Source organism: Streptomyces niveus (assembly GCF_001723055.1).
GTDB lineage: Bacteria > Actinomycetota > Actinomycetes > Streptomycetales > Streptomycetaceae > Streptomyces > Streptomyces niveus.
In genome coordinates this window covers 1-24,219 of sequence record NZ_MDCR01000153.1, presented here as the reverse complement: position 1 = coordinate 24,219, position 24,219 = coordinate 1, and the positions used below count along the sequence as shown (strand labels likewise).

At 70.7% G+C, this 24,219-nt stretch carries 27 protein-coding genes and 1 pseudogene; 17 read left to right on the top strand and 11 right to left on the bottom strand.

Annotation, left to right across the window (positions count from 1 at the left end):
• The first annotated feature begins 47 nt into the window (after nucleotides 1–47).
• From BHU15_RS19175 to BHU15_RS19160, 4 genes are all read left to right on the top strand, one after another.
• A complete protein-coding gene (locus tag BHU15_RS19175; RefSeq protein WP_069628303.1) occupies nucleotides 48–425 on the top strand; it encodes a hypothetical protein in 378 nt (125 codons plus the stop codon).
• 281 nt (nucleotides 426–706) lie between these two features.
• Entirely contained in the window at nucleotides 707–1,072 is a 366-nt protein-coding gene (locus BHU15_RS19170) for a hypothetical protein (RefSeq protein ID WP_069628302.1), read from the top strand.
• Nucleotides 1,073–1,239: 167 nt separating this feature from the next.
• Nucleotides 1,240–1,425, top strand: coding sequence for a hypothetical protein (locus tag BHU15_RS19165; protein ID WP_069628301.1), 186 nt, complete (start codon nucleotides 1,240–1,242; stop codon nucleotides 1,423–1,425).
• A 197-nt stretch (nucleotides 1,426–1,622) separates the two neighbouring features.
• Nucleotides 1,623–2,366 carry a hypothetical protein gene (locus BHU15_RS19160; RefSeq protein WP_069628300.1) on the top strand — a complete coding sequence of 248 codons (744 nt, stop codon included), beginning with the start codon at nucleotides 1,623–1,625 and terminating at the stop codon, nucleotides 2,364–2,366.
• A 17-nt stretch (nucleotides 2,367–2,383) separates the two neighbouring features.
• Here BHU15_RS19160 and BHU15_RS19155 read toward each other — a convergent pair whose 3' ends face one another.
• On the bottom strand, nucleotides 2,384–2,632 hold the full coding sequence (locus BHU15_RS19155) for a hypothetical protein (RefSeq protein ID WP_069628299.1): 249 nt from the start codon (nucleotides 2,630–2,632) through the stop codon (nucleotides 2,384–2,386).
• 193 nt (nucleotides 2,633–2,825) lie between these two features.
• On the opposite strand from BHU15_RS19155, the gene BHU15_RS19150 reads away from it, so the two are divergent.
• Nucleotides 2,826–3,419, top strand: a complete 594-nt coding sequence (locus BHU15_RS19150) for a DUF4291 domain-containing protein (RefSeq protein WP_069628298.1) — start codon at nucleotides 2,826–2,828, stop codon at nucleotides 3,417–3,419.
• A 126-nt stretch (nucleotides 3,420–3,545) separates the two neighbouring features.
• Here the strand turns inward: BHU15_RS19150 and BHU15_RS19145 are convergent, their stop codons facing one another.
• The gene (locus tag BHU15_RS19145) at nucleotides 3,546–4,298 is read right to left on the bottom strand and encodes an SDR family NAD(P)-dependent oxidoreductase (protein WP_069628297.1); all 753 of its coding nucleotides are present in this window, start codon (nucleotides 4,296–4,298) and stop codon (nucleotides 3,546–3,548) included.
• A 111-nt stretch (nucleotides 4,299–4,409) separates the two neighbouring features.
• Between BHU15_RS19145 and BHU15_RS19140 the strand changes: the two genes are divergently transcribed.
• From BHU15_RS19140 to BHU15_RS19130, 3 genes are all read left to right on the top strand, one after another.
• On the top strand, nucleotides 4,410–5,387 hold the full coding sequence (locus BHU15_RS19140; protein WP_255293148.1) for an AraC family transcriptional regulator: 978 nt from the start codon (nucleotides 4,410–4,412) through the stop codon (nucleotides 5,385–5,387).
• Between the two features lie 144 nt (nucleotides 5,388–5,531).
• Nucleotides 5,532–6,326, top strand: coding sequence for a TrbL/VirB6 family protein (locus BHU15_RS19135; RefSeq protein WP_069628295.1), 795 nt, complete (start codon nucleotides 5,532–5,534; stop codon nucleotides 6,324–6,326).
• Nucleotides 6,327–6,388: 62 nt separating this feature from the next.
• On the top strand, nucleotides 6,389–7,339 hold the full coding sequence (locus BHU15_RS19130) for a phosphatidylinositol-specific phospholipase C (RefSeq protein ID WP_069628294.1): 951 nt from the start codon (nucleotides 6,389–6,391) through the stop codon (nucleotides 7,337–7,339).
• Nucleotides 7,340–7,431: 92 nt separating this feature from the next.
• Here the strand turns inward: BHU15_RS19130 and BHU15_RS19125 are convergent, their stop codons facing one another.
• On the bottom strand, nucleotides 7,432–8,466 hold the full coding sequence (locus tag BHU15_RS19125) for an aldo/keto reductase (protein ID WP_069628293.1): 1,035 nt from the start codon (nucleotides 8,464–8,466) through the stop codon (nucleotides 7,432–7,434).
• A 207-nt stretch (nucleotides 8,467–8,673) separates the two neighbouring features.
• Here BHU15_RS19125 and BHU15_RS19120 point away from each other — a divergent pair, with 207 nt between their 5' ends.
• From BHU15_RS19120 to BHU15_RS19110, 3 genes are all read left to right on the top strand, one after another.
• A complete protein-coding gene (locus tag BHU15_RS19120) occupies nucleotides 8,674–9,195 on the top strand; it encodes a TetR/AcrR family transcriptional regulator (RefSeq protein ID WP_069628323.1) in 522 nt (173 codons plus the stop codon).
• A gap of 133 nt (nucleotides 9,196–9,328) precedes the next feature.
• Complete coding sequence (locus BHU15_RS19115) at nucleotides 9,329–10,015, top strand: TetR/AcrR family transcriptional regulator (RefSeq protein WP_079128236.1); 687 nt, start codon at nucleotides 9,329–9,331, stop codon at nucleotides 10,013–10,015.
• Nucleotides 10,015–12,261, top strand: coding sequence for an MMPL family transporter (locus BHU15_RS19110; RefSeq protein ID WP_069628291.1), 2,247 nt, complete (start codon nucleotides 10,015–10,017; stop codon nucleotides 12,259–12,261). The genes BHU15_RS19115 and BHU15_RS19110 overlap by 1 nt, the downstream gene beginning before the upstream one ends.
• Before the next feature lie 57 nt (nucleotides 12,262–12,318).
• Here the strand turns inward: BHU15_RS19110 and BHU15_RS19105 are convergent, their stop codons facing one another.
• The 4 genes from BHU15_RS19105 to BHU15_RS19090 all read right to left on the bottom strand — a co-directional run bounded on the left by BHU15_RS19105 (nucleotide 12,319) and on the right by BHU15_RS19090 (nucleotide 16,380).
• Nucleotides 12,319–13,746 (bottom strand): sensor histidine kinase, encoded by a 1,428-nt coding sequence (locus BHU15_RS19105; protein WP_069628290.1) that lies wholly within the window; start codon nucleotides 13,744–13,746, stop codon nucleotides 12,319–12,321.
• Nucleotides 13,743–14,528: a response regulator transcription factor gene (locus BHU15_RS19100; protein WP_069628289.1), complete on the bottom strand. Its 786-nt coding sequence runs from the start codon at nucleotides 14,526–14,528 to the stop codon at nucleotides 13,743–13,745. The genes BHU15_RS19105 and BHU15_RS19100 overlap by 4 nt, the downstream gene beginning before the upstream one ends.
• Nucleotides 14,529–14,598: 70 nt before the next feature.
• Nucleotides 14,599–15,663 carry a S1C family serine protease gene (locus BHU15_RS19095; protein WP_069628288.1) on the bottom strand — a complete coding sequence of 355 codons (1,065 nt, stop codon included), beginning with the start codon at nucleotides 15,661–15,663 and terminating at the stop codon, nucleotides 14,599–14,601.
• 264 nt (nucleotides 15,664–15,927) lie between these two features.
• On the bottom strand, nucleotides 15,928–16,380 hold the full coding sequence (locus tag BHU15_RS19090) for an ATP-binding protein (RefSeq protein WP_069628287.1): 453 nt from the start codon (nucleotides 16,378–16,380) through the stop codon (nucleotides 15,928–15,930).
• Nucleotides 16,381–16,651: 271 nt separating this feature from the next.
• On the opposite strand from BHU15_RS19090, the gene BHU15_RS19085 reads away from it, so the two are divergent.
• Complete coding sequence (locus tag BHU15_RS19085; protein WP_069628286.1) at nucleotides 16,652–17,206, top strand: UTRA domain-containing protein; 555 nt, start codon at nucleotides 16,652–16,654, stop codon at nucleotides 17,204–17,206.
• Nucleotides 17,203–17,985, top strand: coding sequence for a GntR family transcriptional regulator (locus BHU15_RS19080; protein WP_069628285.1), 783 nt, complete (start codon nucleotides 17,203–17,205; stop codon nucleotides 17,983–17,985). The genes BHU15_RS19085 and BHU15_RS19080 overlap by 4 nt, the downstream gene beginning before the upstream one ends.
• A 23-nt stretch (nucleotides 17,986–18,008) precedes the next feature.
• Here BHU15_RS19080 and BHU15_RS19075 read toward each other — a convergent pair whose 3' ends face one another.
• Together BHU15_RS19075 and BHU15_RS19070 are read right to left on the bottom strand one after the other, a co-directional pair.
• Nucleotides 18,009–18,758, bottom strand: coding sequence for an SDR family oxidoreductase (locus BHU15_RS19075; RefSeq protein WP_069628284.1), 750 nt, complete (start codon nucleotides 18,756–18,758; stop codon nucleotides 18,009–18,011).
• A 142-nt stretch (nucleotides 18,759–18,900) separates the two neighbouring features.
• Nucleotides 18,901–19,806 (bottom strand): AraC family transcriptional regulator, encoded by a 906-nt coding sequence (locus tag BHU15_RS19070; protein WP_069628283.1) that lies wholly within the window; start codon nucleotides 19,804–19,806, stop codon nucleotides 18,901–18,903.
• A 142-nt stretch (nucleotides 19,807–19,948) separates the two neighbouring features.
• On the opposite strand from BHU15_RS19070, the gene BHU15_RS19065 reads away from it, so the two are divergent.
• Both BHU15_RS19065 and BHU15_RS19060 read left to right on the top strand, forming a co-directional pair.
• A complete protein-coding gene (locus BHU15_RS19065) occupies nucleotides 19,949–20,266 on the top strand; it encodes a putative quinol monooxygenase (RefSeq protein WP_023540660.1) in 318 nt (105 codons plus the stop codon).
• Between the two features lie 59 nt (nucleotides 20,267–20,325).
• Complete coding sequence (locus tag BHU15_RS19060) at nucleotides 20,326–21,285, top strand: alpha/beta hydrolase (protein ID WP_069628282.1); 960 nt, start codon at nucleotides 20,326–20,328, stop codon at nucleotides 21,283–21,285.
• A 9-nt stretch (nucleotides 21,286–21,294) separates the two neighbouring features.
• Here the strand turns inward: BHU15_RS19060 and BHU15_RS19055 are convergent, their stop codons facing one another.
• The gene (locus tag BHU15_RS19055) at nucleotides 21,295–22,317 is read right to left on the bottom strand and encodes a LacI family DNA-binding transcriptional regulator (RefSeq protein ID WP_069628281.1); all 1,023 of its coding nucleotides are present in this window, start codon (nucleotides 22,315–22,317) and stop codon (nucleotides 21,295–21,297) included.
• Between the two features lie 24 nt (nucleotides 22,318–22,341).
• On the bottom strand, nucleotides 22,342–23,172 hold the full coding sequence (locus tag BHU15_RS19050; RefSeq protein WP_069628280.1) for a winged helix-turn-helix transcriptional regulator: 831 nt from the start codon (nucleotides 23,170–23,172) through the stop codon (nucleotides 22,342–22,344).
• Nucleotides 23,173–23,584: 412 nt separating this feature from the next.
• On the opposite strand from BHU15_RS19050, the gene BHU15_RS19045 reads away from it, so the two are divergent.
• Together BHU15_RS19045 and BHU15_RS19040 are read left to right on the top strand one after the other, a co-directional pair.
• Complete coding sequence (locus tag BHU15_RS19045) at nucleotides 23,585–23,839, top strand: MoaD/ThiS family protein (protein ID WP_069628279.1); 255 nt, start codon at nucleotides 23,585–23,587, stop codon at nucleotides 23,837–23,839.
• Between the two features lie 10 nt (nucleotides 23,840–23,849).
• A pseudogene (locus BHU15_RS19040) lies at nucleotides 23,850–24,219 on the top strand (hypothetical protein); the annotation flags it as partial.

Sequence of the window (24,219 nt, the reverse complement as noted above, 5' to 3'; positions counted from 1 at the left end):
CCCGTTGGTGCGTTCGGCGGCGGCGCCCGAACTTCTATCATTTCGCGATGAGGATCTGGACTGAGCAGCCCGGCAGGACAGAGGTCGAAGCGGTCCTTCGCAACTACTTCGGGCTTCTCCGTGCGGGGCGGATCTCCGAGGCCGGACAACTCGTCGATCACTACCCGGTCCGGCATGTACTCAAGTCGCTGTGGACCGCCTCCGTCGCTGCGAGTACCGATGCGGAATTCGCCGCCGATGAGTGGGAGCGGAACCTGTCCTGGCTCGGTGAACTCGAACTCTCGGACTTCGGCTGGAGCTACACCGACAGCCATGTCGGCATCAAGATCGCCTACCGCGCGCGGATAGTCGATGTGGAGTTGAGCTTCTGGGTCAAGCCCACCGACGCGGGCTGGGTCCTCTCGGGACCGGCCACCTACTGGTAGGCCCGCGAAGGACCGGCACGCTCCCACAACTTCACCTGATTCAAGGCGCGTTCACGACGGGCGGTCCCACCGGTGCGGTGGACCGCCCGTTGGTGATTCCAGTATCACCCGTTAGAGGGATAACACTTGATACCCGTCCCTAGCACGCGCTAGCTTCGAGGTGTCGCTCCCCAACTCTGCGCCAGTTGAGGGGCGTTCGAAGGGCCGCCCCCTGCTCGCCGCTCGTCACGCCGGCCGCAGGCAGGGGGCCGGCTGCCGTGTCGTACTCGGGAGGGCTCCGCATGCGTCGACCTGGCCAGACCCTTACCGCCTTCTGGTGCGAGCGGGTCGTGTACGAGACGTTCGAGCCCGACAGTCCGGCCCAGGTCTCGCGGTGTTCGCGGTCCAACCCGGCCGAGGCCGTCCGGGCGATCCGGGTGGATGTGCGTGCGATCAAGGACACCCTGGCGCCCGTCGAGCGCGAGCGGGCCCTGCGGTGGACCGGGCACGGGGGGTCTCTGGGGGCCGTCGCCGCGCTGCACCGGGGGGAGCCGTGCGGGTTCTCGCTCAGCAGCGGGGGACGGTGGATCGAGTGGACCGTACGCCCGTATCTGGCCTTCGACGTGAGCGGGCTGTCGCTTCTTCCCCGCGCGTCGATACGGCACTGACGAGGCCGAAGCCCTACCAAGAACGTCCGCCCCGGCCGGTGAGAACCCTGGACAGGTCGAGTGGCCGGGGCGGATGACCAACCCGTGAGGCGTGCGCCTCGCGGTTCACCGGTCACGCCGTCGACGGTACGGCGGCGCGGCCCCGCGCGAAAGAGGAGGTCGGCGCCGTGAGCGCACAGACCGTCGATACGTACGAGACGCGACCGCCGGACGGCGACGGGTGGCGGGGCGTGCCGTTCCGTCACCCGTGGGACATGGCTGCCACCGACGACGACGGCGGCAAGCACGACGGAGGCCCCATGCCTCCCGAGGCGCCGCGTGATCCCGCTCCGAGCGGTGGCAACGGCAAGTAGCCCCGCCGGCTGATGAGTTCCCTGGGGTCCGCGCGGCGGACTCCGGGGGACTCGCCCCAACTCCGTTGGCGGGGACGAACGATGGCCGCGGTGTCACCTGCCGTTGGCTCGGGATTCAGCTCCGGGCGCGACAGTCGTAGTGATCAAGGTCGTGCGGAACACCGGGGCATGCCCGGCCATGGACGGAGGTATCGAGCGTGGTCAACAACGTGGGTTGGGCCGATCTGCTTCCCTCTGTCGCCACCGACGCGGCGCCATTCGTGAAGAGTCTCGGGAAGTTCCAGGACAGCCTCGCCACCTACGGGGTGGGCACGGGCATCGCCGGCCTCGAAGGGCTGAACCAGATCGTCTACGAGGCCAACGCCGCCCGCGCGATCTGGATGAAACCCGACCAGGAGCACGTCAAGCCGAGTCTCACGCGGCTCGCTTTCGGGGTTCTCAACGCCACGGGTTACGCGCTGTACGGCGCCGGTGCGGGTGGGGGGCTCGGCCGGTACGCCACTGGTGGCGGCCTGCTGCTCGTCACCGCCTCCAACGTGCTGAAGCAGCACTTCCTGCCCGCGGAGGAGATGTACCGCCCGCCCCGCCCCGACGCGATCCTCCCGCTGCACCGGGGCGATGTCGCCCGGTTCGCGCGGGCGCGGCCCCCGGCGGCGCCGCCGGGGGCGGACGACCGCTGGCTGCGGGCGGGTGAGCTGGAGAGCGGCACGCTACGTCCGCCGCCGGCGCCCGCCGCTGAGCCCGCGACCGTGAACTCCGTGGTGGCGGCGACCGCGGCCGTCACCGTGCCACGGCGGGGCAGGTCCCGTTCGCTGTCGGACATCGAGCTGTCGGACATCAACCCGGCCCCGCCCACCGGCCCGGCGGCGGCCCGCCGGGGAAGCACCGGCCACGCGGTACCGCTCTCCCGGCCCAACAGCGCACGGGGCCCGGCCCGTTAGCCCGTCGTTCAACCCCCTCACGGGGTGACGTAGTCGCCCCAGCCGAAGGTTGCGACGTAAGCCCGTCGAATGGCTTCTCTGCCGCGTCCACCCCTGATGCGGATGACTGCCAGCGCGAGGGTGAACCACACAACGAAGCACCCCGCGACGGCCAAGGTCCAGCGAGGACCCGAGAAACTGGCGATGACGACCAGGGCAATGATCACCACGACCAGTCCGATGTGGCCGCCGCGGATGTCCGTTCTGGATCTGCTGCCGTCTGCCATGAGACCCCGCCGAAGTCATGCCGTCGTGAGACAAGGCAGACTACGGGGAGCCGGGTAGCGGTTCTTCGCCCCCGGCAGCCCGTCCCGGTCGGCACATCCACTCGACCTACCTCACGAACCACCCGACCAGCCAGCCTCATCCGGCCCGGTAATTCGATGGCGCAGCCCCCGCCGAACGCCGACTCTGGTCACCGTGCCAGAACCCAAGCATCAGATCCGCGCCCTATACACGGCCGCCACGGTGACCGTCTACCAGGCGTACGCGCCGGAGATTGGACTGCCTGCCGTGCAGGACGGTCGCTTTCCGGCGGCCTGGAAGAGGGAACGCATGACGTGGATCAAGCCGTCGTTCCTCTGGATGATGTACCGCTGCGGATGGGCGAGCAAGGAAGACCAGGAGACGGTGCTGGCGATCGAAATCACCCGAGAGGGTTTCGAATGGGCGCTGCGAAACGCCTGCCTGGCCCACTACGAACACGGGCTGCATCCCGACCGCGCCACCTGGAAACGCCGGCTGAAGCAAGCCCCGGCTCGAGTTCAGTGGGATCCCGAACGCGGTCTCCACCTACAGCCGCTTCCTTACCGCTCTCTTCAACTCGGCCTCACGGGCGAGGCCGCTGAGCGCTACGCGGAGGAGTGGATCGTCTCGATCAACGACGTCACCGCACTCGCGCATGCGATCCATGCCCAGGTGAAGGGCGGGGCTCTGGATGCCGCCCGGCAACTGCTTCCCGCGGAGCTCCCGTATCCGTCGGGCGACACGCTTCTGACCCACCTACGTGACTGAGCCGGTGCCGACCGCCCGGGACCACAGACTGCTCGTTCTGTCTCAGTTCTCCTGGTCAACCCGCGACGATCCCATACGCGATGGCGTCAGTATTGGGGTTGCGCGAGCTGGAACCGCAGTGCCACCTCAGATCTGGTTCGTGCCGCCGTCGACGTAGATGTTCGCGCCGACGACGTAGCTGCTCTGTTCCGAGGCCAGGAACGCCACCACCGCGGCGGCCTCCTCGGGCTGACCCATGCGGCCTTTGGCCACGGTCGCGGCGACGTTCTCCTTGACGGCCCGTGCGGTCTCCTCGTCGCCGAAAGCGGCCGTGCCCCCGGGAGTCTCGATCCAGGCCGGGGAGACCACGTTGACCCGGATGCCACGGTCCTTGAGCTCGTTGGACCATGTCCGCGCGAAGGACCGGACGGCCGCCTTCGACGCCGCGTACGCGCCGAACGCCTCAACCCCGCGGTCGCCGGCCGTGGAACCGACCAGGACGACCGAGGCTCCGTCGTTGAGCAGCGGCAACGCCTTCTTCACCGTGAACAGGGTGCCTCGGACGTTGACGTCGAAGGTGTGGTCGAAGTGCTCCTCCGTGGTCTGCTCCAGCGTCGCGAACGCGCCGACCGCCGCGTTCGCGACGAGCACGTCCAGACCCGTGCCCCGCGCCCGGACCGCCTCGTACAGCCGGTCCAGGTCTTCCGGCTTCGCGATGTCGCCGACGACCGCGGTGGCCCGGTCCGCTCCGATGGTCTTGACGGCGGACGCCAGTTCGGACTCGCGCCGGCCGGTGACGAACACGTACGCGCCCTCGTCCGCCAGCCGTACGGCGGTGGCCAGACCGATACCGGTGCTGCCCCCGGTGACCACCGACGTCTTGCCTTCCAGCTGTCCCATGCGGGCGTCTCCCTCACTCTCGATGCCGATCCGTTCGTCATCGATACTGCGGGAGGCCCCGGATACTATCCATGATGCAAAGTCCGCTGTTCTTTACGTATCGTCCAGGAGGTGTCGTCGGTGCTCGGATTCCGGGATCCGGTGGCTGACGCGATCGGCCTGCTCCGGCCCCGCACGGTGATCGGGCCCAGTCTGCTGGCCGCAGGGGAGTGGGCCCTGCGCTTCGACCCGTTCCTGCATGTGCGGATCGGGGGCCTTGTGCGAGGCACCTGCTGGTTGATCCTCGATGGGCACGAGCCTGTGCTCCTGCGGGAGGGCGACACCTTCATGCTGGGCAACCCGCCGCCCTATGTGCTGGCCAGCTCGCCCGGCGCGAGCCCGCGCCCCGCAGGGCCGGTGTTGGCGGGTGCCGAGGACGGGTTTGTGCGGATCGGCCCGGAGTCCATCGGCCCGGAGTCCGGGGAGGATGATCTCTACCTCTGCGTAGGGCACATCGCGTTCGACGACAGGAACGCGGCCCTCCTGACCGATCTTCTGCCTTCGCTCGTGATCGTCCGCGTGGCCGATCCTCATGGCGGGCGGCTCGCGCAGCTGATCGATCTGCTGGCCACCGAGGTCGGGGTCGCCGCCGCCGGCGGCCCGCTGGTGCAGAACCACCTCGCGCAGATCCTGCTCGTGCACATGCTGCGTGCGCACGCGGGTCGCACTGACCGGCCCACCGGCTGGCTGGGCGCGCTGAACGCGGACGGCATCGGTGCCGCCCTGCGTGCCGTGCACGCGGACATGGCCCACTCCTGGAGCCTCAAGGAGCTGGCCGAGATCAGCCACATGTCGCGTTCCGCGTTCGCGCAGGCGTTCAAGAGCCACGTCGGGACGCCGCCGCTGGAGTACCTGATCCAGTGGCGCATGAGCCTCGCACGCGACGCCCTCGCCCGCGACACCCTGTCGATCTCCCAGCTCGCACGCGCCACGGGCTACCGGTCGGAGAGCGCGTTCAGCACCGCGTTCCGCCGTGTGGTCGGCTCATCGCCCGCACAGTTCCGGAACCAGGCCCGGCAGCAACCGGGCCCGGCCGCGGACGGAAGCTGAGGCTTCGGGACAAACCGGGTGTGGTTGAACCGACCACCACTCCTGACCGTTCTTGCTCAGAAGGCAGGCAGGCCGGCCGGTCGATCACGATGCGCCTTCGACGGCTCCGTCGACCCGTCCACGTTCCCGAAGGGGTGACAGCGCATGTCCGATGTGAGCAGCACGGCGGATCGTGACGAGGAGGAGAAGGAGCGCCCCAAGTCGCGGCGCGAACAGCTGGGTGGAGCGGTACGTGGCGCCGGGAGGTTCGCGCGGACGCTCGCCGGGGGGCTCGCGAGGTCGCGTACGACGACGTATGTCGGGCTGGCCATGATGGCCGCGGGAGCGGCGATGAGTCTCACCGGTATCGGGGCTGTCGCCGGTGGGCCGTTGTTCTTCGCGGGGATGGCCGTCGCCGGGGGATCGTTCGCCCTTCGCCGGATGGAGCAGAACGCGCGCGGGCAGGGGGCGTTGACAGGGGACATGCGGCAGTCGCCGCTGTCCACGGAGCGCAATTCCGCCGCCCCTGCGAATCAGACTCCGGCTCCGGCTGCCGGCCGGACTGCCGCCCCGGCGTCCGACGACCTTGATGTGAGCGTGCATCTGGCCCGAGCCACCGAGGCGCTCGCGAACGTCATCCAGGCGCTTGCCGCGAACCAGCAGCAGCGGCAGCAGCAGGCGGCGGTCCCTCCCGCCCGAGTTCAGGACAACCAGAACCACTGGGACCGGGAGAACTCGTCACCGCTGACCCGGACGAACGGCGACTCGGCACCGTACACGGGCACGAACATCCCGATGCCGGAGATGTGGAACTCGCGTTCGCGCCGGGGGAGCGGGTCCAGCTCAAGCAGCGGCGCCTCCCTGTACGACAGTGACTCGTACAGCCAGGCCGACTCCTCCGCGCCTTCCCCGTACCGGCCGTCGCAGGCGCGAGGCAAAGGTAAGGCGCGAGGCAACTGACCGGAATACGACGCCTCGTGAGGCCCTGTCCGTACCTGATGCGTGCACGTCATACTCGGCCCATGGTTACAGACACAGGCACAACTCCCCCCACCGGTGCTGGACTTGGCCGTCGAGGAATCCTCGCCGGCGCGCTCGCCGTCTCCGCCACCGCCCTCGTCGGCACGGCATCCGCAGCGGCGGCGACCAGGGCGACCACGGCGACCACCGCGTCCGCGAAGGCCCGGCGGGCCCTCGCCCCCTCCGACTGGCTCTCCGGGATCGGCGACTCCACCCCCGTACGGAGCCTGACCCTCCCCGGCACCCACAACTCCGGCGCGCGCAGCGGTGGTCTGTACGTCGCGTGCCAAGGGACCACCATCGCCGACCAGTTGAACACCGGCGTGCGGTTCCTGGACATACGCTGCCGGGCGTTCGAGAACGCCTTCCCGATCCACCACGCCGCGTACTACCAGAACCTCAACTTCGACGACGTCCTCACCGCCTGCCGCAACTTCCTCCAGGCGCACCCCTCCGAGACCGTGCTGATGCGCGTGAAGCAGGAGTACTCGTCGGTGAGCGACGCCGAGTTCCGGCGGATCTTCGACACGTACCTGGACGGGAAGGGCTGGCGGTCCCTCTTCCGGCTCGACAGCAATCTGCCGACGCTCGGCGAGGCGCGCGGCAAGGTCGTGCTGCTCGCGGACAGCGGCGGGATGCCGGGGGTGCGGTACGGGGACGGCGGTCTCTTCGACATCCAGGACGACTACATGGCGGAGCCGGGCGCCAAGTACCCGAAGATCGCGGCCCATTTCCGTAAGGCCGCGTCCCAGCCGGGCAAGCAGTACATCAACTTCGTCAGCACGGCGGCGCTGCTGCCGCCCCGCTGGAACTCCGACCGGCTGAACCCGCAGGTGCACACGCTGCTCGACGGGTCGGAGGGCGCGGGCTGGCGCGGCCTGGGCATCGTGCCGCTGGACTTCCCGGAGACCAGGGGCGGGCTGGTGGATTCCCTGATCCGGCACAACGGCTGACGGCACTGTTCGGGGTAGGCCGGGGTCTGTCGATACGGCCCCGGCCTCGGCGTCCGGTCCGGCCGGACAGAGCTTAGGGCCTGTCGGTTGGATCAGGCCGCGCGCTCGGATGCCGGGCGGCGGCGCAGGCGGGGGGCGGCCGGGTCGACGGCGGGCGGGACGTACGCGGTGTCCAGCGTGCCGACGTCGGTGCCCGGGGCCACGACGGCGTCGATCCGGTCGAGGATGTCGTCGCTCAGCGTGGTCCCGGCGCCCGCGAGGAGGTCGTCCAGGTGGGCCATGGTGCGCGGCCCGATGATCGCCGAGGTGACACCGGGGTGGGTGATCGCGAAAGCCGTCGCCAGGTGCGTCAGCGGCATCCCGGCCTCCTCGGCGAGGGGGATGAGCTGTTCGACGGCGTCGAGCCGGCGCTCGTCGCTCAGGTGCTTGAAACCGAAGCCCGCCCTGTGGGTGGTGACCTCCTGGCCCTTGCGGTAGCGGCCGGTGAGCAGGCCGCCCGCGAGGGGGCTCCAGACCAGGGCGCCCATCCCGTAACGCTCGCAGACCGGCAGGATCTCGCGCTCGATGCCGCGGTTGAGGATCGAGTACGTCGGCTGCTCGGTGCGGAACCGGGCCAGTCCGCGCCGCTCGGCGACCCACTGCGCCTCGACGATGTCGGAGGCGGGGAAGGAGGACGTACCGACGGCCCGGACCTTGCCCGCGCGCATCAGGTCGGTGAGGGCGGAGAGGGTTTCCTCCACATCGGTGTCCGGCGCGGGCCGGTGGATCTGGAACAGGTCGACGTGGTCGGTGCCCAGCCGGCGCAGCGAGTCGTCCAGCGCGCGGGTCAGCCAACGGCGGGAGGTGCCTTGCTGGTTGGGGTCGTCGCCCATCGGCAGGCGCGCCTTGGTGGCGAGTACGACGCTGTCCCGGCGCCCGCCCTTGAGCGCCTTGCCGACGATCTCCTCGGACTCGCCGCGTGAGTAGGCGTCGGCGGTGTCGATGAAGTTGATGCCCGCGTCCAGGGCCTTGTGGATGATGCGGACGGAGTCGTCGTGGTCGGGGTTGCCGATGGCACCGAACATCATCGCGCCCAGGCAGTAGGGGCTGACCTTGATGCCGGTCCGGCCGAGTGTGCGGTAGTGCATGGTGCTCCTCCGTGGCGCGATACGCTGGCGTAAGCGGAACGGTGTTCCGCTGTCGTGTCCGACGATACGGAACGATGTTCCGTTTAGCAAGGAGGGGTCGCCGCCGTGACCGACGTCCCGACGAACGGGGGACAGCCCCGGCAGCCCCGGCAGCCCCGGCAGCCCAGGCATGCTGTACGCGCCGACGCGCAGCGCAGCGTCGACGCCCTGCTCACCGCCGCCGCCGAGGTGTTCGCCGCGTCCGGCGTGGACGCCCCCGTACGGCAGATCACCGCCAGGGCGGGCGTGGGCGCGGGCACCCTGTACCGGCACTTCCCGCAGCGCTCCGACCTCATCGCGGCGGTCTTCCGCCACGAGGTCGACGCCTGCGCCGACGCGGCGCCCGCGCTCGCGGCGCGGTACGACCCGGCCGACGCCCTGGCCCGCTGGCTCCGGCGCTTCGCGGGCTTCATCGCCACCAAGCGCGGTCTGAGCGCCGCCCTGCACTCGGGGGACCCGGCGTACGGCAGCCTGCCCTCGTACTTCCAGGACCGCTTCATACCGGTGCTCGGCGGACTCCTCGACGCGGCGGCGGCGGCCGGACAGATCCGGGGTGACGCCGACCCGATGGACCTGCTGCGCGCGGTCGCCAACTTGGCGCTGCCGGTCGGCGACGAGAACGACGAGCACGCGCAGCGAATGGTGGCGCTGCTGATGGACGGGCTGCGGTACGGCGCGGGCGCCGAGTAGCCCCCGCAATTCCCTTGAGCGGCAAGGGGGTTAACCCCCGGATCCTCAGGGGGCGGACCGGATCGAAGGCGGGCGTCCATCTCAATACCCTCGGTATCGAGTGAGACGCACCGCCGACGTGAAGGAGAAGACGATGCCGTCCATACCCGACCGGGTGCCCGATCCCGGTCCCGATCCCCTCGCCGTACGGCGCGTTCCGCGAAGTGAGGTACGGCGGCGGCTGCTCGCCGCCGCCGCGCGGGCCTTCGCCGGCCGTGGCTACGACGACAGCCGGCTGGAGGACATCGCCCGGGACGCGGGATTCACCAAGGGCGCCGTCTACTCCAACTTCGGCAGCAAGGACGGCCTGTTCGGCGCCGTGCTGGCGCAGGGGGCCGACGCCGAGAACGACAACCTGATGGCCGCGATCCGGCACGAGGACCAGGCGCCGAAGGGGAACGCGGACGCGGTGACCGCCTTCGCCGCGCGTGCCGTCGCGAACCGGATCGTCGACGACGTCGAACACGGGCGCCTGGGGCTGGAGTTCGCCGCCCGGTCCGCCCGTGACGAGGGGACCAGGGCGGTCCTCACCCCCATCCGGCGCGCTCAACGCGACGCGGCGGCCCGCGCGTTCGCGGAGGTCGCCGAACGCACCGGCGCCCGGCCGGCCGTCAGCCCCGAACTCGCCGCGCTGATCGTGCACTGCCTGACCAACGGCCTCTCGAACGAGCACATAGCCGACCCCGACGAGGTCGGCGCCACAGAGGTGGAGAGCGCGCTGGCCACCGTGCTGGGCGCGCTGATGAGCCCGCCGTCCGCCGACGCGGAGGGTGACGCCTGATGGCCACGTTGCTTCACGCGCTCGGCCGCGCGGCCTTCCGGCGCCGTGGCCGCTTCCTCGCCTGCTGGCTGTTACTGATCGCCCTGCTGGGCGGCGGCTTCGCCGCGTACGGTTCGCACCTCGACAGCGAGGCGACCATCCCCGGTTCGCAGGCGCAGCAGGGCATCGACGTCCTGGAGAAGTCGCTGCCCTCCGCCACCGGCGTCACGGCGCAGCTCGTCTTCGCCGCGCCGCCGGGCACCACGCTCGACGACCCGGCGTACCGCGCCGTCATCGCGAAGACGGTGCGGGCGGCCGGGGAGGCGCCGCAGGTCGAGAGCGCGACCGACCCCTTCCGTACGGAGACGGTCTCGGCCGACCGCCGTACCGCGCTCGCGCAGGTGCTCTACCCCATCAAACGGGACGCGTTGAAGGACTCCAGCGTCACCGCCCTGGAGTCGATCGCCGACCAGGCGCGGTCGGACGGGCTGCGCACCGAGGTCGGCGGCACGATCTACAGCACCGGCGGGCTCGCCGTCGGCATCGGGGAGGCGATCGGACTCGGGGTCGCGGTCCTCGTCCTCCTCGTCACGTTCGGATCACTGACGGCGGCCGGACTGCCGCTGCTCACCGCGTTGTTCGGCCTGGTCATCGGGTTGATCGGGCTGCTGCTGATCTCGAACGTCACCACTGTCTCGTCCACCGCGCCGAGCCTCGCCCTGATGGTCGGTCTGGCGGTCGGTATCGACTACGCGCTGTTGATCGTGGACCGGCACCGTACCCAACTGGCCGCCGGGATGGACCCGGAGGAGTCCGCGGCACGGGCCACCGGTACGGCGGGCGGCGCGGTGGTCTTCGCCGGACTGACCGTGATCATCGCGCTGTCCGGGCTGACCGTCGTGGGCATCCCGTTCCTGAGCGTGATGGGGCTGGCGGCGGCCGGCACCGTACTGATGGCGGTCGCCGTGGCGATCACGCTCCTGCCGGCGCTGCTCGGCTTCGCGGGGGCGCGGCTGCGGCCGAAGGCGGGGTCACGGGCGGAGAGGCGCGCGCGGTACGAGCCGTCCCCGTCGGGGCGCGCGCCCGCCGGGGAACGGTGGGCCAGGCTCGTCACGCGGCGCCCGCTCGCCACGATCCTCCTCGTCGTCATCGGCCTCGGCGTGCTCGCCGCACCGGCCACCCAACTCGCCCTGGCGATGCCCGACAACGGCACCTCCGCACCGGAAACCACCCAGCGCAAGGCGTACGACCTGATCTCCGACGCCTTCGGCCCCGGCGTCAACGGGCGGCTGCTCGTCCTCGTACAGAGCCGCACCGGCGACCCGGAAGCCGCGGCCGACGAGGTCACGGCGGGGCTCGAAGGACTCCCGCTGCCCGACGTGGTGTCCGTCAGCGAGCCGCAGATCGGTACGGACGGCCGTACGGCGATCCTCACGGTCGTACCGAAGGCGGGGCCGCGCGCGGAGGCGACGGAGCGGCTCGTACGCGAGATCCGCACGCGTACGCCCGCGATGGGGCGGGCGGCCGACGCGGAGATCCTGGTCACCGGCTCCACGGCGGCGGCGATCGACGTGTCCGACCGGCTGCGGGCGTCGCTGCTGCCCTTCGTGGGAACGGTGGTCGGACTCGCGCTGATCCTGCTCCTGCTGGTCTTCCGCTCGCTGGTCGTCCCGGTGAAGGCGGCGTTCGGCTTCCTGCTCTCCGCCGGGGCCGCCTTCGGCGCGGTCGTCGCGGTCTTCCAATGGGGCTGGCTGGCCGCGGTGTTCGGGGTCCGGGCCTCCGGGCCGGTGTTCAGCTTCATGCCGATCGTGCTGATCGCGGTGCTGTTCGGGCTGGCGATGGACTACGAGGTGTTCCTCGTGGCGCGGATACGGGAGGACCACGTCCTCCGGCCCGGCCGCCCGGCCGTCGAGTCCGTCGTCGCCGGGTCGCGGCACGCGTCACGGGTGGTCACGGCGGCGGCGCTGATCATGTTCGCGGTCTTCGCGAGCTTCGTGACGGCGGAGGACCTCACGCTCAAACCGATCGCGTTCGGCCTGGCGGTGGGAATCGTGGTGGACGCGTTCCTGATCCGCCTCACCCTGGTCCCGGCCACCCTGGCCCTGACGGGCACGACGGCATGGCGGCTGCCCCGATGGCTGGACCGGCTGCTGCCGCAACTGGACATCGAAGGGGCGAAGTTGGGGGCGCCGGACGTGGGTGGGAGCGGCGCGGGAAGACCTGTCCATGCTGAGAAGGCGCGAGATGCTCCTCAAAGAGGCTGGTAGCGCTACCTTCTCGCTTCTGGTGAGCCGAATGGCGAGGAGAGGGGCCGGCCTCGCCGGTCAGGCCCTCGTGGCGCCCGCCGGTCCGCTCGGTGGTGGAGTCGCGGCGCCCGGGATGCGGATCGCCGCCACCGTGCCGCCGCCCGCCGCCCGGCGGAGCGCCACCTCGCCGCCCGTCTGCTGGATCGTGCGCGCGACGATCGACAGGCCGAGGCCCGAGCCCGGCAGCGCGCGGGCGGACGGGGAGCGCCAGAAACGCTCGAAGACGTACGGGAGTTCGTCCGCCGGGATGCCGGGGCCGTGGTCGCGTACCGTCAGCTCGCCCTGGGCGCTCAGCGCGACCTCGACGGCCGCGCCCGGCGGGCTGAACTTCACCGCGTTGTCCAGGACGTTGACCAACGCCCTTTCCAGCGCGGCCGGTTCGGCCCGTACGTACCAGGGGTGCAGCGCGACCTCTATCGTCAGGTCCGGGCCGCGCAGGCGGGCGCGTTCCAGGGCGCTCTCCACGATCGTGTGCAGCGCCACGACCTGGAGCGGGCCCGGGTCGGGGGCGTCCGGGCGGGAGAGTTCCTGGAGGTCGCCGATCAGTGCGGCCAGCTCCGTCATCTGCGCCTTCACCGACGCCATCAGCGCCGCACGGTCCTCCGGGGGGATCGCGCGGCCCGTCTCGTCGCTGCGGGCGAGCAGTTCGACGTTCGTACGCAGGGAGGTCAGCGGCGTACGCAGCTCATGGCCCGCGTCGGCGATGAGCTGCGCCTGGCGGTCGCGTGAGGAGGCGAGCGCGGCGGTCATCGAGTTGAAGGAGCGGGAGAGACGGGCGATCTCGTCCTCGCCCTCGGCCGGGATGCGCAGGCTGAGATCCTCGGTGCGCGCGACGTGCTCGACCGCGCGGGTCAGCCCGTCGACCGGCCGCAGACCGGTCCTCGCGATCCAGAGCCCGGCGGCGCCCGCGCCGATGACACCGGCGCCGGCGACGGCGGTGAGCAGCAGGGCGAGCCGGTTCAGGGAGGCGTCGATCTCTGCGAGAGGGCGGGAGATGGAGACGGCGATCCGCGCGGGTCCGATGCGGGCCGGTGTGGTGCGGACCCGCACCGGGGCGCCGTCCTCGGTGGTGGAGTTGTGCAGGGAGCTGTCCTTCGTCCCGAGCGCGACGTCGAGGTCGGCCGACTGGATCTTCACCGGTTGCGAGGAGGATTCCACGCACCGGTTGCCGTCGGAGTCGACGATCTGGATGTACGCGAACGGCGAGTTGGCGGTCTTCGAGGAAGCCCCGCTCGGCGAGCACCTGTTCACCAGGTCCTGTACGAGGCCGGGGGGCGCGGAGGTGTTGCGGAGCGAGTTGTCCAGCTCCGCCTCCAGCTGGGCGCGGGTCAGCAGCCAGCACGCGACGGCCGCCGCCGCGACGGCGACGGCGACGGCGGTGGCGACGAGCATCGCGAGGCGGGAGCGGAGCGGCAGTGTACGGAGGCGCCGGGCGAGCGAGGTCACTCGGCGCCGCCGTGACCGCCGTGACCGCCGTGCCCACCTGGTCCGCCGCCCGTCGTCGGGCCGCCCTCGGCGCGCAGCGCGTACCCCACCCCGCGCACCGTGTGGACGAGGCGCGGCTCGCCGCCGCTCTCCGTCTTGCGCCGCAGATACATCACGTACACGTCCAGTGAGTTGGAGCTGGGCTCGAAGTCGAAGCCCCAGACGGCCTTCAGGATCTGCTCCCGCGTGAGCACTTGACGCGGGTGGGCCAGAAACATCTCAAGGAGGGTGAATTCGGTACGGGTCAGCTCCACCCGGCGCGTGCCCCGCGTGACCTCGCGCGTCGCCAGGTCCATCCGCAGATCGGCGAACGCGAGGATGTCGTCCTGCGGCAGCTCGCCGCCCGCCGAGCCCGCGTACGAGCTGCGCCGCAGCAGCGCGCGGATCCGGGCGAACAGCTCGTCCAGCTCGAAGGGCTTGACCAGATAGTCGTCGGCGCCCGCGTCGAGCCCGGTGACCCGGTCGCCGACCGTGTCGCGCGCCGTGAGCATCAGGATCGGCACGGTGGACCCGGTGGCGCGCAGCCGGCGGGCCGCCGTCAGCCCGTCCATGCGCGGCATCTGGATGTCGAGCACGATCAGGTCGGGCTGGTAGGCGGCGGCCTTGGTGAGCGCGTCGACACCGTCGACGGCGACCTCGGTCCCGTACCCGTCGAAGGCGAGGCTGCGCTGGAGCGCCTCACGGACGGCGGGCTCGTCGTCGACGATCAGGACGCGTTGCGGATCTCCTTCGGCGGGGCTCATGTCGTCGCTCTTTCTCCGAACGCGGTCAGGGTGGGTCTCCGGCACTTCAGCCTCGCACGTCAGAGCGGTCCTAGTCGCTGTTACCGGCCCGCAGTGCGCTCAGGTCGGCCTTGACGGTGTTGACCGGGATGGAGAAGCCGAGGCCGACGCTCCCGGCCGACGAGCTGTCGCCGCTCGAACCGCTCGCCGAGAACATGGCCGAGTTGATGCCGATGATCTCGCCGTTCATGTTGATCAGCGCGCCGCCGGAGTTGCCCGGGTTGAGCGAGGCGTCGGTCTGGATCGCCTTGTACGTGGTCTTGGAGTCGCCCGTGTCGCCGTTGAACTGCTGGCCCCCGAACTCGAACGGCCACCGTCCGTCGCCCTGCTGCTGTTGCTGCTGGCCCTGCTCCTTCGACACGGTGACGTCCCGGTCGAGCGCGGAGACGATCCCGCTGGTCACGGTGCCGGTCAGCCCCTCGGGCGAGCCGATGGCCACGACCTCGTCGCCGACCTTCACGTTGTCGGAGTTGCCGAGGACGGCGGTCTTGAGGCCGCTCGCACCCTGGAGCTTGATCAGCGCGAGGTCCTTGTCGGGGCTGGTGCCCACGACGTCGGCGGTGTACGTCTTGCCGGTGCTGAGCTGCACCTTCACCGTCTGCGCGCCCGCGATGACGTGGTTGTTGGTGATGATCTCGCCGTCGCTGGTGATGACCACACCGGACCCGGTGGACTGCCCGGAGTTGGACGCGGCCTGAATCTCCACGATGGCGGGCGACACGGCTGCCGCCACACCCGCGACGGTGCCCTTGCTGCTCTGCGAGACGGTCGTCCCGGTCGCGACGGTGCCGGCGGCGGAGCTGGAGCCGTTGTCGGTCAGCGTCGCGGTCAGCGCGGCGGTCCCACCCCCGACGACGGCCGCGACGAACGCGGCGGCGGCGAGCAACGCGACGGGCCGCCTGGCCCGCCGAGCGTGCGCCCCACTGTGCGCGGGCGCGGCGGGCCCCCACCCCCAGGCGGCATGCCCCGCCTGAGCGTGCTGCCCACCGCCGTGCGCGGCCGGGTCGTACGGAGGCGGCGGCGGGTACGCCTGGCCGCTGCCGGAGTCCTGCTGATTCGCGTCTTCGTCGCCGCTGCGGCGGTAGTTGTCGGTCATGTCTTCGACAATCCGCCCGGCAGATGAGAGCCGTCTGAGTGCCCGCTGAGAACCACGGCAAAATCCCGTATGCCCCATATAAAGACCACGGGGATGATCTACCGGGACGGGGTGTCCGTCGCGTCTCGCCGGTATGCGATGAACCGCTCCGCGAGGCGGGGCCCGGCCCGGCCGACGTCGAGCGTGCAGCACCCCCAGGGACAACTCCCGCCGCGTCCGGCCGACCGGCTCCACCGCCGGGCCCACAGGGTGCGAAGGCGCGGGTCAGATGTCACAACGCCCGCCGCCGTGCTCGACGCCATCGGTGGTGGGCCGCCACAGTGCCCACACGAGCTTGCCCACGCCGACCCGGTCCGCGACACCCCACTCGTCGGCCAGTGCGTCCACCAGAAGAAGCCCGCGCCCGTCGCACGCGTCCGGCTCCGCCGCCCGCAGGCGCGGTCGAAGGGCCGACGTGTCGTGCACCTCGATCCGCAGACCACTGGGCTTCGGGGGAACCATCGGCAGAAAGCGTGTCTCGATCTCCCGCCCCGAGGGCACGCGGGCATGGCGCACCGCGTTGGTGACCAACTCCGAAAGAACGAGAACTGCCGAGTCCTCCAGCGCCGACAGACCCCATCCGGCGAGCGACTTGCGCAACTCCAGGCGCGCCAGCCCCACAGAACTGGGATGCCGCCGCCACCGCAGCACCACCGTGCCGTCGCCGACGCACCCCATCAGCCGACCTCCGCGCCGCAGACCGCGCGCTGCCCGGTGCCGACCCCGTACGAGGCGAGCAAGGAGCCACCCATTTTCCACTCCCCTTCAAAGCGATGGCCGTGCGCCGGGGCGCGAGGCACCTCCGCCTGGTTGTGCGATGTACGATCAGGAGAACCGTACTGCTATTCACGAAAAGCGGCAAGCTTGGGTCGTCGAGGGAGGCGAACCCGAGTCGCTTACTGTGTAAAGCGGCAAGGTCAAGATCCCGTCATCTGCACAGGAGGACGTCATGAGCGCCGGGGTGTGGGTCAGCAGCTCGATGCCGTATCTGACACCACGGCGCGAGGGCCAACCCGACCCGTGGGGAGCCGAGTTGGCGGCCCGAGGGCGGCGGGGTGGGCAGCGGATCGTCAGTGCGGGCGAGGTGGGGGCGCCGGACGAGGTGGCAGGGCTGCTGGGGATCGCCACGGGCGAGGCCGTCGTCGTGCGGCGGCGGGTGATGGTCCTGGAGGACGTGCCCTGCGAGCTGACGGACACCTATTACCCCGTGTCCATCGCGCGCGGCACTCGCCTCGCCGGGACGGCGAAGATCCCCGGTGGCGCCGTCACGCTCCTTGCCGAACTGGGGCACACCGGCGTACGCGTCCAGGAAGACGTGACGGCCCGGATGCCCGACGAGGAGGAGCGCGAAACGCTCCGCACCGAGCCGGGCGAGCCGGTGCTCCGGCTGGTCCGGGTCACCTTCGATGCCGCCGAACGGCCCATCCAGGCCGACGTGATGACCATGCCCGCGCACCGGCAGCGGCTGCGCTACGAGATCGAGACCGGGACTGGGATCGGATGACGACCGTGCCGCGCAGCGACGAGAACGCGTACGACCGGCGCTCGCTCCACGAGCGGATCGCCGCCGATCTACGCGACGAGATCATGACCGGGGATCTCGCTCCCGGCGCCAGCCTGCCCTCCACCGTGCGACTCAAGGAGCGGTTCGGCGCCTCGAACGCCACGGTGCAGAAAGCGCTCCAACTCCTCAAGAGCGAGCGGCTGGTCGTCGGCCGCGCGGGCGCCTCCGTGACCGTACGGGAGCACCGGCAGCTGACCGTACGCCCCGCCTTGTCCATGGCCTCCGCCGCCGACGGCGACCCGTATCCCTGGCTCGCCGAGACCGCGAAGCGTGGCGGTGAGGCTCGGAGCACACTCCTCGACGTCACGGAGGTGACGCCGCCGGCGGACGTCGCGGCGGCCCTGCGCCTGCCCGCCGACGGAACGGCGGTTCTCCGGCGCCAGGTACTCACGCTCGACGGCGACCCGGTGGAGCTGGTCCACGCCTACTACCCGCCCCACATCGCCCGCGGCACCCCGCTGGCCGAACACCGCCGGATCAAGGGCGGAACTCCCACCCTGCTGACCACACTTGGCCACCCGCCCCGGCTCAGCGTCGACCATGTCTCCGCGCGCATACCGACGCAGGAGCAGTACGAAGCACTTCAACTGCCCGGAGCCCTGCCCGTGTTGCGCACACTGCGCGTGGTGTACGGCGCCGACGAGCGGCCCGTCGAGGTGACCGTGATGGCCAAGGCGGGCCATCTCTACGAGGTGCGGTACGAGTTCACACCGCAGTGACCCCGGCCGGCGGAAGGCGCCGGTTACCTCGCCTCGGCGAGGCGGAGGGCGTCGGGGCCGGCCGGGAAGCGGAGTTGGCCCGTCGTGTCGTGGACCGCGCGCCAGATCGTTTCGGCGACGTCGCTCTCCTCGGTGAACACGTCCTGGCCGGTGAACTCGGCCATGGTCCGTTCCACGAACGGCGCGTACGGCGGCGGGACCAGTTCGGTCAGTGCACCTCCGCCCGTCGCCTTGGCCGCGAAGTTCGTCGTCAGGCAGGCGCCCGGCTCGACCGTCTTCGCCCGGACGCCGAAGGGCGCCAGTTCGAGGGCGAGGGATGAGGTGAACCCCTCGACGGCCATCTTGCTCGCCTTGTAGACCGCCGAGAGCGGCATGTGGCCCAGCACCACGCTGGAGGTCACGTTGACCACCACGCCGGATCCGCGCTCGCGGAACTGCGGGAGCACCGCCTGCGTCGTCGCCATGACGCCGAACGTGTTGGTGTCGAACACCTCCCGCACCCGGCTCATCGGGGTCCCCTCGAACACGCTGATCGAAGGGACCCCCGCGTTGTTGACCAGGGCGTCGACAGGTCCCGCGGCTTTGATCGCGGCGGTGATGCTCTCGGGATCGGTGACGTCCAGTTCGACGATGCGCAGCCGGTCCGACTCCGGCAGGACGTCCGGCCGCCGCTTGCGCATCGTCGCGATGACGTTCCATCCCCGCTCGTGGAAGTGGAGAGCGGTCGCCCGGCCGTATCCGGACGAGGTGCCGGTGATCAGGACTGTCTTCATGGTGTGCCCCTCTGGGATCTGTACTCGGCAGATACATTCCTGCTTCTCAGGAGAAGCTGGTGATCCCATTGGAACGCTCTGGGCTGCGGTGATGGTAGAGCTATCCTCGCCGCTTCTAGCACGATCCTCTCGCTATGGGTGCTCAGGTCATGGCGCCCGCAGGGGTGCGTACCGCGCCGCGCAGGCGGGCCGCGTCCTGGCTCGGGGGTGAGCCGAACTGGCGGCGGTACTCACGGCTGAACTGCGACGGGTTGTCGTAGCCCACCCGGAGGCCGACTCCTGTCACGTCACCGGGGTGGGTGGCGAGCAGCAGCCGGGCCTCCTGGAGCCGGATCTGCTTCTGGAACTGGATGGGACTCATCGCGGTCACCGCCTGGAAGTTGCGGTAGAACGCGGAGGCGCTCATACCGGACCGGCGTGCCACGTCCTCGACCCGGAAGGGCTCGGCGTAGTGCTCGCGGATCCAGCGCACAGCGCGGGAGACATGGCTGAGACCGCTGTCGGCGAGGCCGAGCTGGCGCACCGCCGCGCCCTGCTCGCCGGTGATCAGGCGCCACAGGATCTCGCGTTTGACCAACGGGGCCAGCACCGCCCGGTCGCGGGGTTCGTCGAGCAGGCGCAGCAGCCGGACCACCGCGTCGAGCAGCGCGGGCGGGGCGTCGCCGACGGCGATGCCCGACGGTGTGCCCGCGCCGGTTCGCGGGGTGTCACCGGGCCCCGCCTGCAACAGGAGTTCGGCGACGGCGGACGGTTCCAGCAGGAGCCCGAAGCCGAGGGCCGGCTGGTCGGGTTCGACCCGGAGGAACTGTCCGGTCACGGGGAGGTCGACGGAGGCGACCAGGAACTGCCCCGGACCGTACTCGTACACCCGGTCGCCCAGCGCGAGCCGTTTGGCGCCCTGGGCGATGACGGCGAGCACCGTGCCGGACATGGAGGGCGCCGGCGGATCCGCCCGGTCGACCTTCGAGATGAGGACGCCGTCGACGGCGGTGGTCCAGTCGGGGCGGGCGTGCCGGGTCAGCAGGGTGCGGAACTCTTCGAGGGACATGTCTCCATTGCAGCACCTTTTCCCGCTGTGATCCTCAAGGTCGCGAGGATTGTGCAAGTGAAAGAGAGGATGCTTCTAACGTCATCGCAGGTCAGGTCGGTTCAATGGAATCAGTTCACTCCACCACCGAGGAGAGGTTCCCATGATCGCCACTTACGGATTCAACGCCACCCTGACCGCCCGCACCGGGATGGGCGACCGCCTGGTCGAGCTGCTGCTGACCGGTCTGGACGAGGGGAGTCCGGGCGCGAGCGAACACTGCCTCGTCTACCTCGTCTCGCGTTCCGCCTCCGATCCCGATGTCGTCCACGTCACCGAGGGCTGGAGCAGCGAGGAGGACCACCACCGGGTCTTCGCCGGTGAGGCCGCCCAGCTCATCGTGGCGCAGATCGACGGACTGCTGGCCGAGGAGTCCGAATACACCGACTACGTCCCCGTCCGCGGCAAGGCGGCCTTCTGACGGTCCCACGTTCCGCTCCGTCCGAAGCTCTCGCACCGTCCCATGGAAGGCCAACAGCCATGACCACAGCCCGCCCCGCCCTGGACCCCGAACTCCGCGACCTGCTCGCCGAGATGCCGCTGATGTCCGGGCTCGACCCGGAGATACTCGCGCAACTGCGCCAGTACTCCTCGCCCCCCGTCGACTCCCTCCTCGCCGACCGGAACGCGGACCTGCGCGAAGTGACCGTGCGGGCCGAGGACGGCACGCCGATCCGTCTGTCGGTCTTCACCCCCACCCACCGCGACGGCACCGCCCCGGCCCCCTGCGTCTACTGGATGCACGGCGGTGGAATGGTCATGGGCGACCGGTTCTCGCAGATCGACATCCCGCTGGAGTGGCTGGACGAGTTCGGCGCGGTCGTGGTCTCCGTGGACTACCGGCTCGCCCCGGAGGCCACCGGCACCACCCTCGTCGACGACTGCTACCAGGGATTGCTCTGGATCGCCCAACACGCCGCGGAACTGGGCGTCGATCCTGCCCGGATCGTCGTCGCGGGCGCCAGCGCGGGCGGCGGACTGGCCGCCGGTGTCTCCTTGCTGGCCCGCGACCTGGATACCCCCGCGATCGCCGGGCAGCTGCTGATCTGCCCGATGCTCGACCACCGCAACACCACCGTCTCCAGCCGCCAGTTCTCCGGTGAACCCGGAGTCTGGACCCGCGAGATGAACGAGTTCGGATGGCGCTCCGTCCTCGGCGGCCTCACCGACGGCGAGGTGCCCGCGTACGTCTCACCCGCACTGGCCGAGGATCTTTCGGGCCTGCCGACCACCTACATCGACACCGGTTCCGCCGAAGTGTTCCGCGACGAGGACACCGAGTACGCCTCCCGTATCTGGGCAGCCGGCGGCCAGGCCGAACTCCATGTCTGGGCAGGGGGATTCCACGGGTTCGACGCCCTGTACCCGCGGGCGCGGATCTCGGCGACGGCCCGCCGGACCCGCACCCAGTGGCTCGCCCGGCTCCTGCGCCCCGCCTGACGCCGCCGCTCAGCCGCAGCCGCACGAGCGGCGGACGATCAGGGCCGAGGGGAACTGCTTCACCCGTTCCCTGCGGGAACCCGCCACTCGCAGGCCGTCGTCCAGTACCAGGTCCACCGCCGCCCGGGCCATCGCCGGGCGGTCGGAGGACACCGTTGTCAGGGGTGGGTCCGTGAGGGCCGCCTCCTTGACGTCGTCGAAGCCGGCCACCGCCAGTTCGCCCGGGACGTCGATCCGCAGTTCGCGGGCGGCGCGCAGCACGCCGATCGCCTGGTCGTCGGTGGAGCAGAAGATCGCCGGGGGCCTGTCCGGGCCCGCCAGCAGCTTCAGGGCCACGTTGTACGCGTCGTAGCGGTTGTAGAGCGCCTTGAAGAGGCGGCCCTCCGTCGACAGGCCGGCCTCCCGCATCGCGCGGCGCCAGCCCTCGACGTGGTCGGTCACCGGGTCGCCGATGACCGGGGTCGACTCGACGCCGCCCAGGCACGCCACGTACGGATAGCCGTGCTCCAGCAGATGCCGGGTGGCGAGCTGCGCGCCGCCGATGTCGTCGGTGACGACCGCCACGTCGTCGATGCCCTCGGGGCGTTCGTGGAGCAGTACGACGCGCGCGTCCCATGCCTCTATCTCGGCGGCGGCGCGTTCGCTCGGACCCTGGCTGACCAGGATCAGGCCGGACACCCGCATACCGAGGAAGGCCCGCAGGTAGTGGACCTCGCGCTCGTTGCGGTAGTCGGAGTTGCCGACGAGCACCATCTTTCCGCGCTCGGCGGCGGCCTGTTCGACCGCGTGCGCCATCTCCGCGAAGAACGGCTGCCGCGCGTCGGGCACGACGACCCCTATGAGGTCGGTGCGCCGCGACGCCATCGCCTGCGCGACCCGGTCGGGCCGGTAGCCCAGCTCCTTGATCGCGGCGAGTACACGCTCGCGCGTGGCCGGGGCGACCGGCCTCGGTCCGTTGTTGATGACATAGCTGACGACCGCGGTCGAAGTCCCCGCCAGTCGCGCCACGTCGTCCCGCGTCACCTTGGCCACGCGCGGCAGTCTACGCGTGGTGACCTACCTCCCGGCAGGCCGTACGGCGCCTTCCCGTACCTCGGACCTGTCGGCCGTGTGCGTGGTGTCGTCGGCGGCGTCCTCCGCGGGCTCCGCGGCCCTCGTCTTCGCGGCCGCCTCGGCGATGGCTTTCGCCTTCGCCTCCTCCGCCGCGCGCTCGACCTTCTCGGGCGTGACGAAGCGGTAACCGACGTTGCGTACCGTCCCGATCAGCGACTCGTGCTCGGGGCCGAGCTTCGCGCGCAGCCGCCGTACGTGCACGTCAACCGTCCGCGTACCGCCGAAGTAGTCGTAGCCCCAGACCTCTTGGAGCAGCTGCGCCCGGGTGAAGACGCGGCCGGGGTGCTGGGCCAGATACTTGATCAGCTCGAACTCCTTGAAGGTCAGGTCCAGGACCCGGCCCTTCAGCTTCGCGCTGTACGTCGCCTCGTCCACCGAGAGATCACCGTTGCGGATCTCCATCGGGGAGTCGTCGGTGGAGATCTGCTGACGACCGGTGGCCAGCCGCAGCCGCGCCTCGACCTCGGCCGGGCCCGCGCTGTCGAGCAGGACGTCGTCGATGCCCCAGTCGGCGGTGACGGCGGCGAGGCCGCCCTCGGTCACCACGAGGACCAGCGGGCAGCCGGGTCCCGTGGACCGCAGGAGCTGGCACAGCGACCGCGCCTGGGGCAGGTCGCGCCGGCCGTCGATCAGTATGACGTCGGCGCCCGGAGTGTCGACGAGGGCCGGACCCTCGGCCGGCGCCACCCGCACGTGGTGCAGAAGGAGTCCGAGAGCGGGCAGCACCTCCGTCGACGGCTGGAGGGCGTTGGTGAGCAGCAGCAGAGAACTCATCGCCGCCCACCTGCCCGGGTCGGACAATCTTCACGTACTACACGTGTCTGCGTCATTGGCTCGCCCATTACGTCGCCCATTACGTCGGTTCCTCCTCGGTCCCTGCAAGGGGGCACCTCCCACACCCGGTAGGGATGTGGGGGCGTATGTGGCACCGCTCTCCGTCCGCGCCCTGGGGGGCGGAAAGCGCAAAAGGACCCGGGGGCTACATTGCCCGGATCCTCTTCCGCAGCAGAATAACCCACATGTGCTGAGTGTCAGAGGGCGCGGACACTGGGTCATCCGCCTGCGGGTGCCGCGGCGAAGGGCGCCGATGCCGTGGCGGGGCTGGGGATCGGCCATCATGGAGGGCCGACGGAACACGGCGGAAATCAACGGGAATATTGCCGAGAAATTAGCGGAAGGAGTCGCGATGGCAGCGGGAACCATCCGCTTCTGGGCTGCCGCCAAGGCGGCGGCGGGTCTCGCCGAGGAGCCCTACGCGGCGGACACTCTGGCCCAGGCGCTCGATGTCGTGCGCCAGAAGCACCCGGGTGAGCTGGTCCGTGTACTCCAGAGGTGTTCGTTCCTGGTCGACGGTGACCCCGTGGGGACCCGCGGGCATGAGACCGTACGGCTTGCCGAGGGCGGCACGGTCGAAGTGCTCCCGCCGTTCGCAGGAGGGTGAACAGCAGAGCATGAGCGACGACCAGTACCACCAGCGTGATCAGCAGCACGGGTACGGGCAGAGTTACGGCTCCGAGCCCCACGCGCAGCACCAGTACGGGCAGCAGCAGTACCAGCAGCAGCCCTACCACCAGCAGCAGCACTACCAGGAACCCGCCAACACCCAGGACGCGCAGACCTGGCAGGGCCAGACCTGGGACACCCAGTACCAGCCACAGGTCCAGCACCAGCAGCAGCCGTATCAGCAGCCCCACCCGCAGCAGGTCGCCGCCGAGACCGCCTACCTGCCGCAGCAGTCCGGCGCGTACCCGCTGCCGCCCGAGACCCCGGCCCCGGCCCCCGAGCCGGTTCCCGCGGCGCCGGCGACCTGCTGCGGGTGGG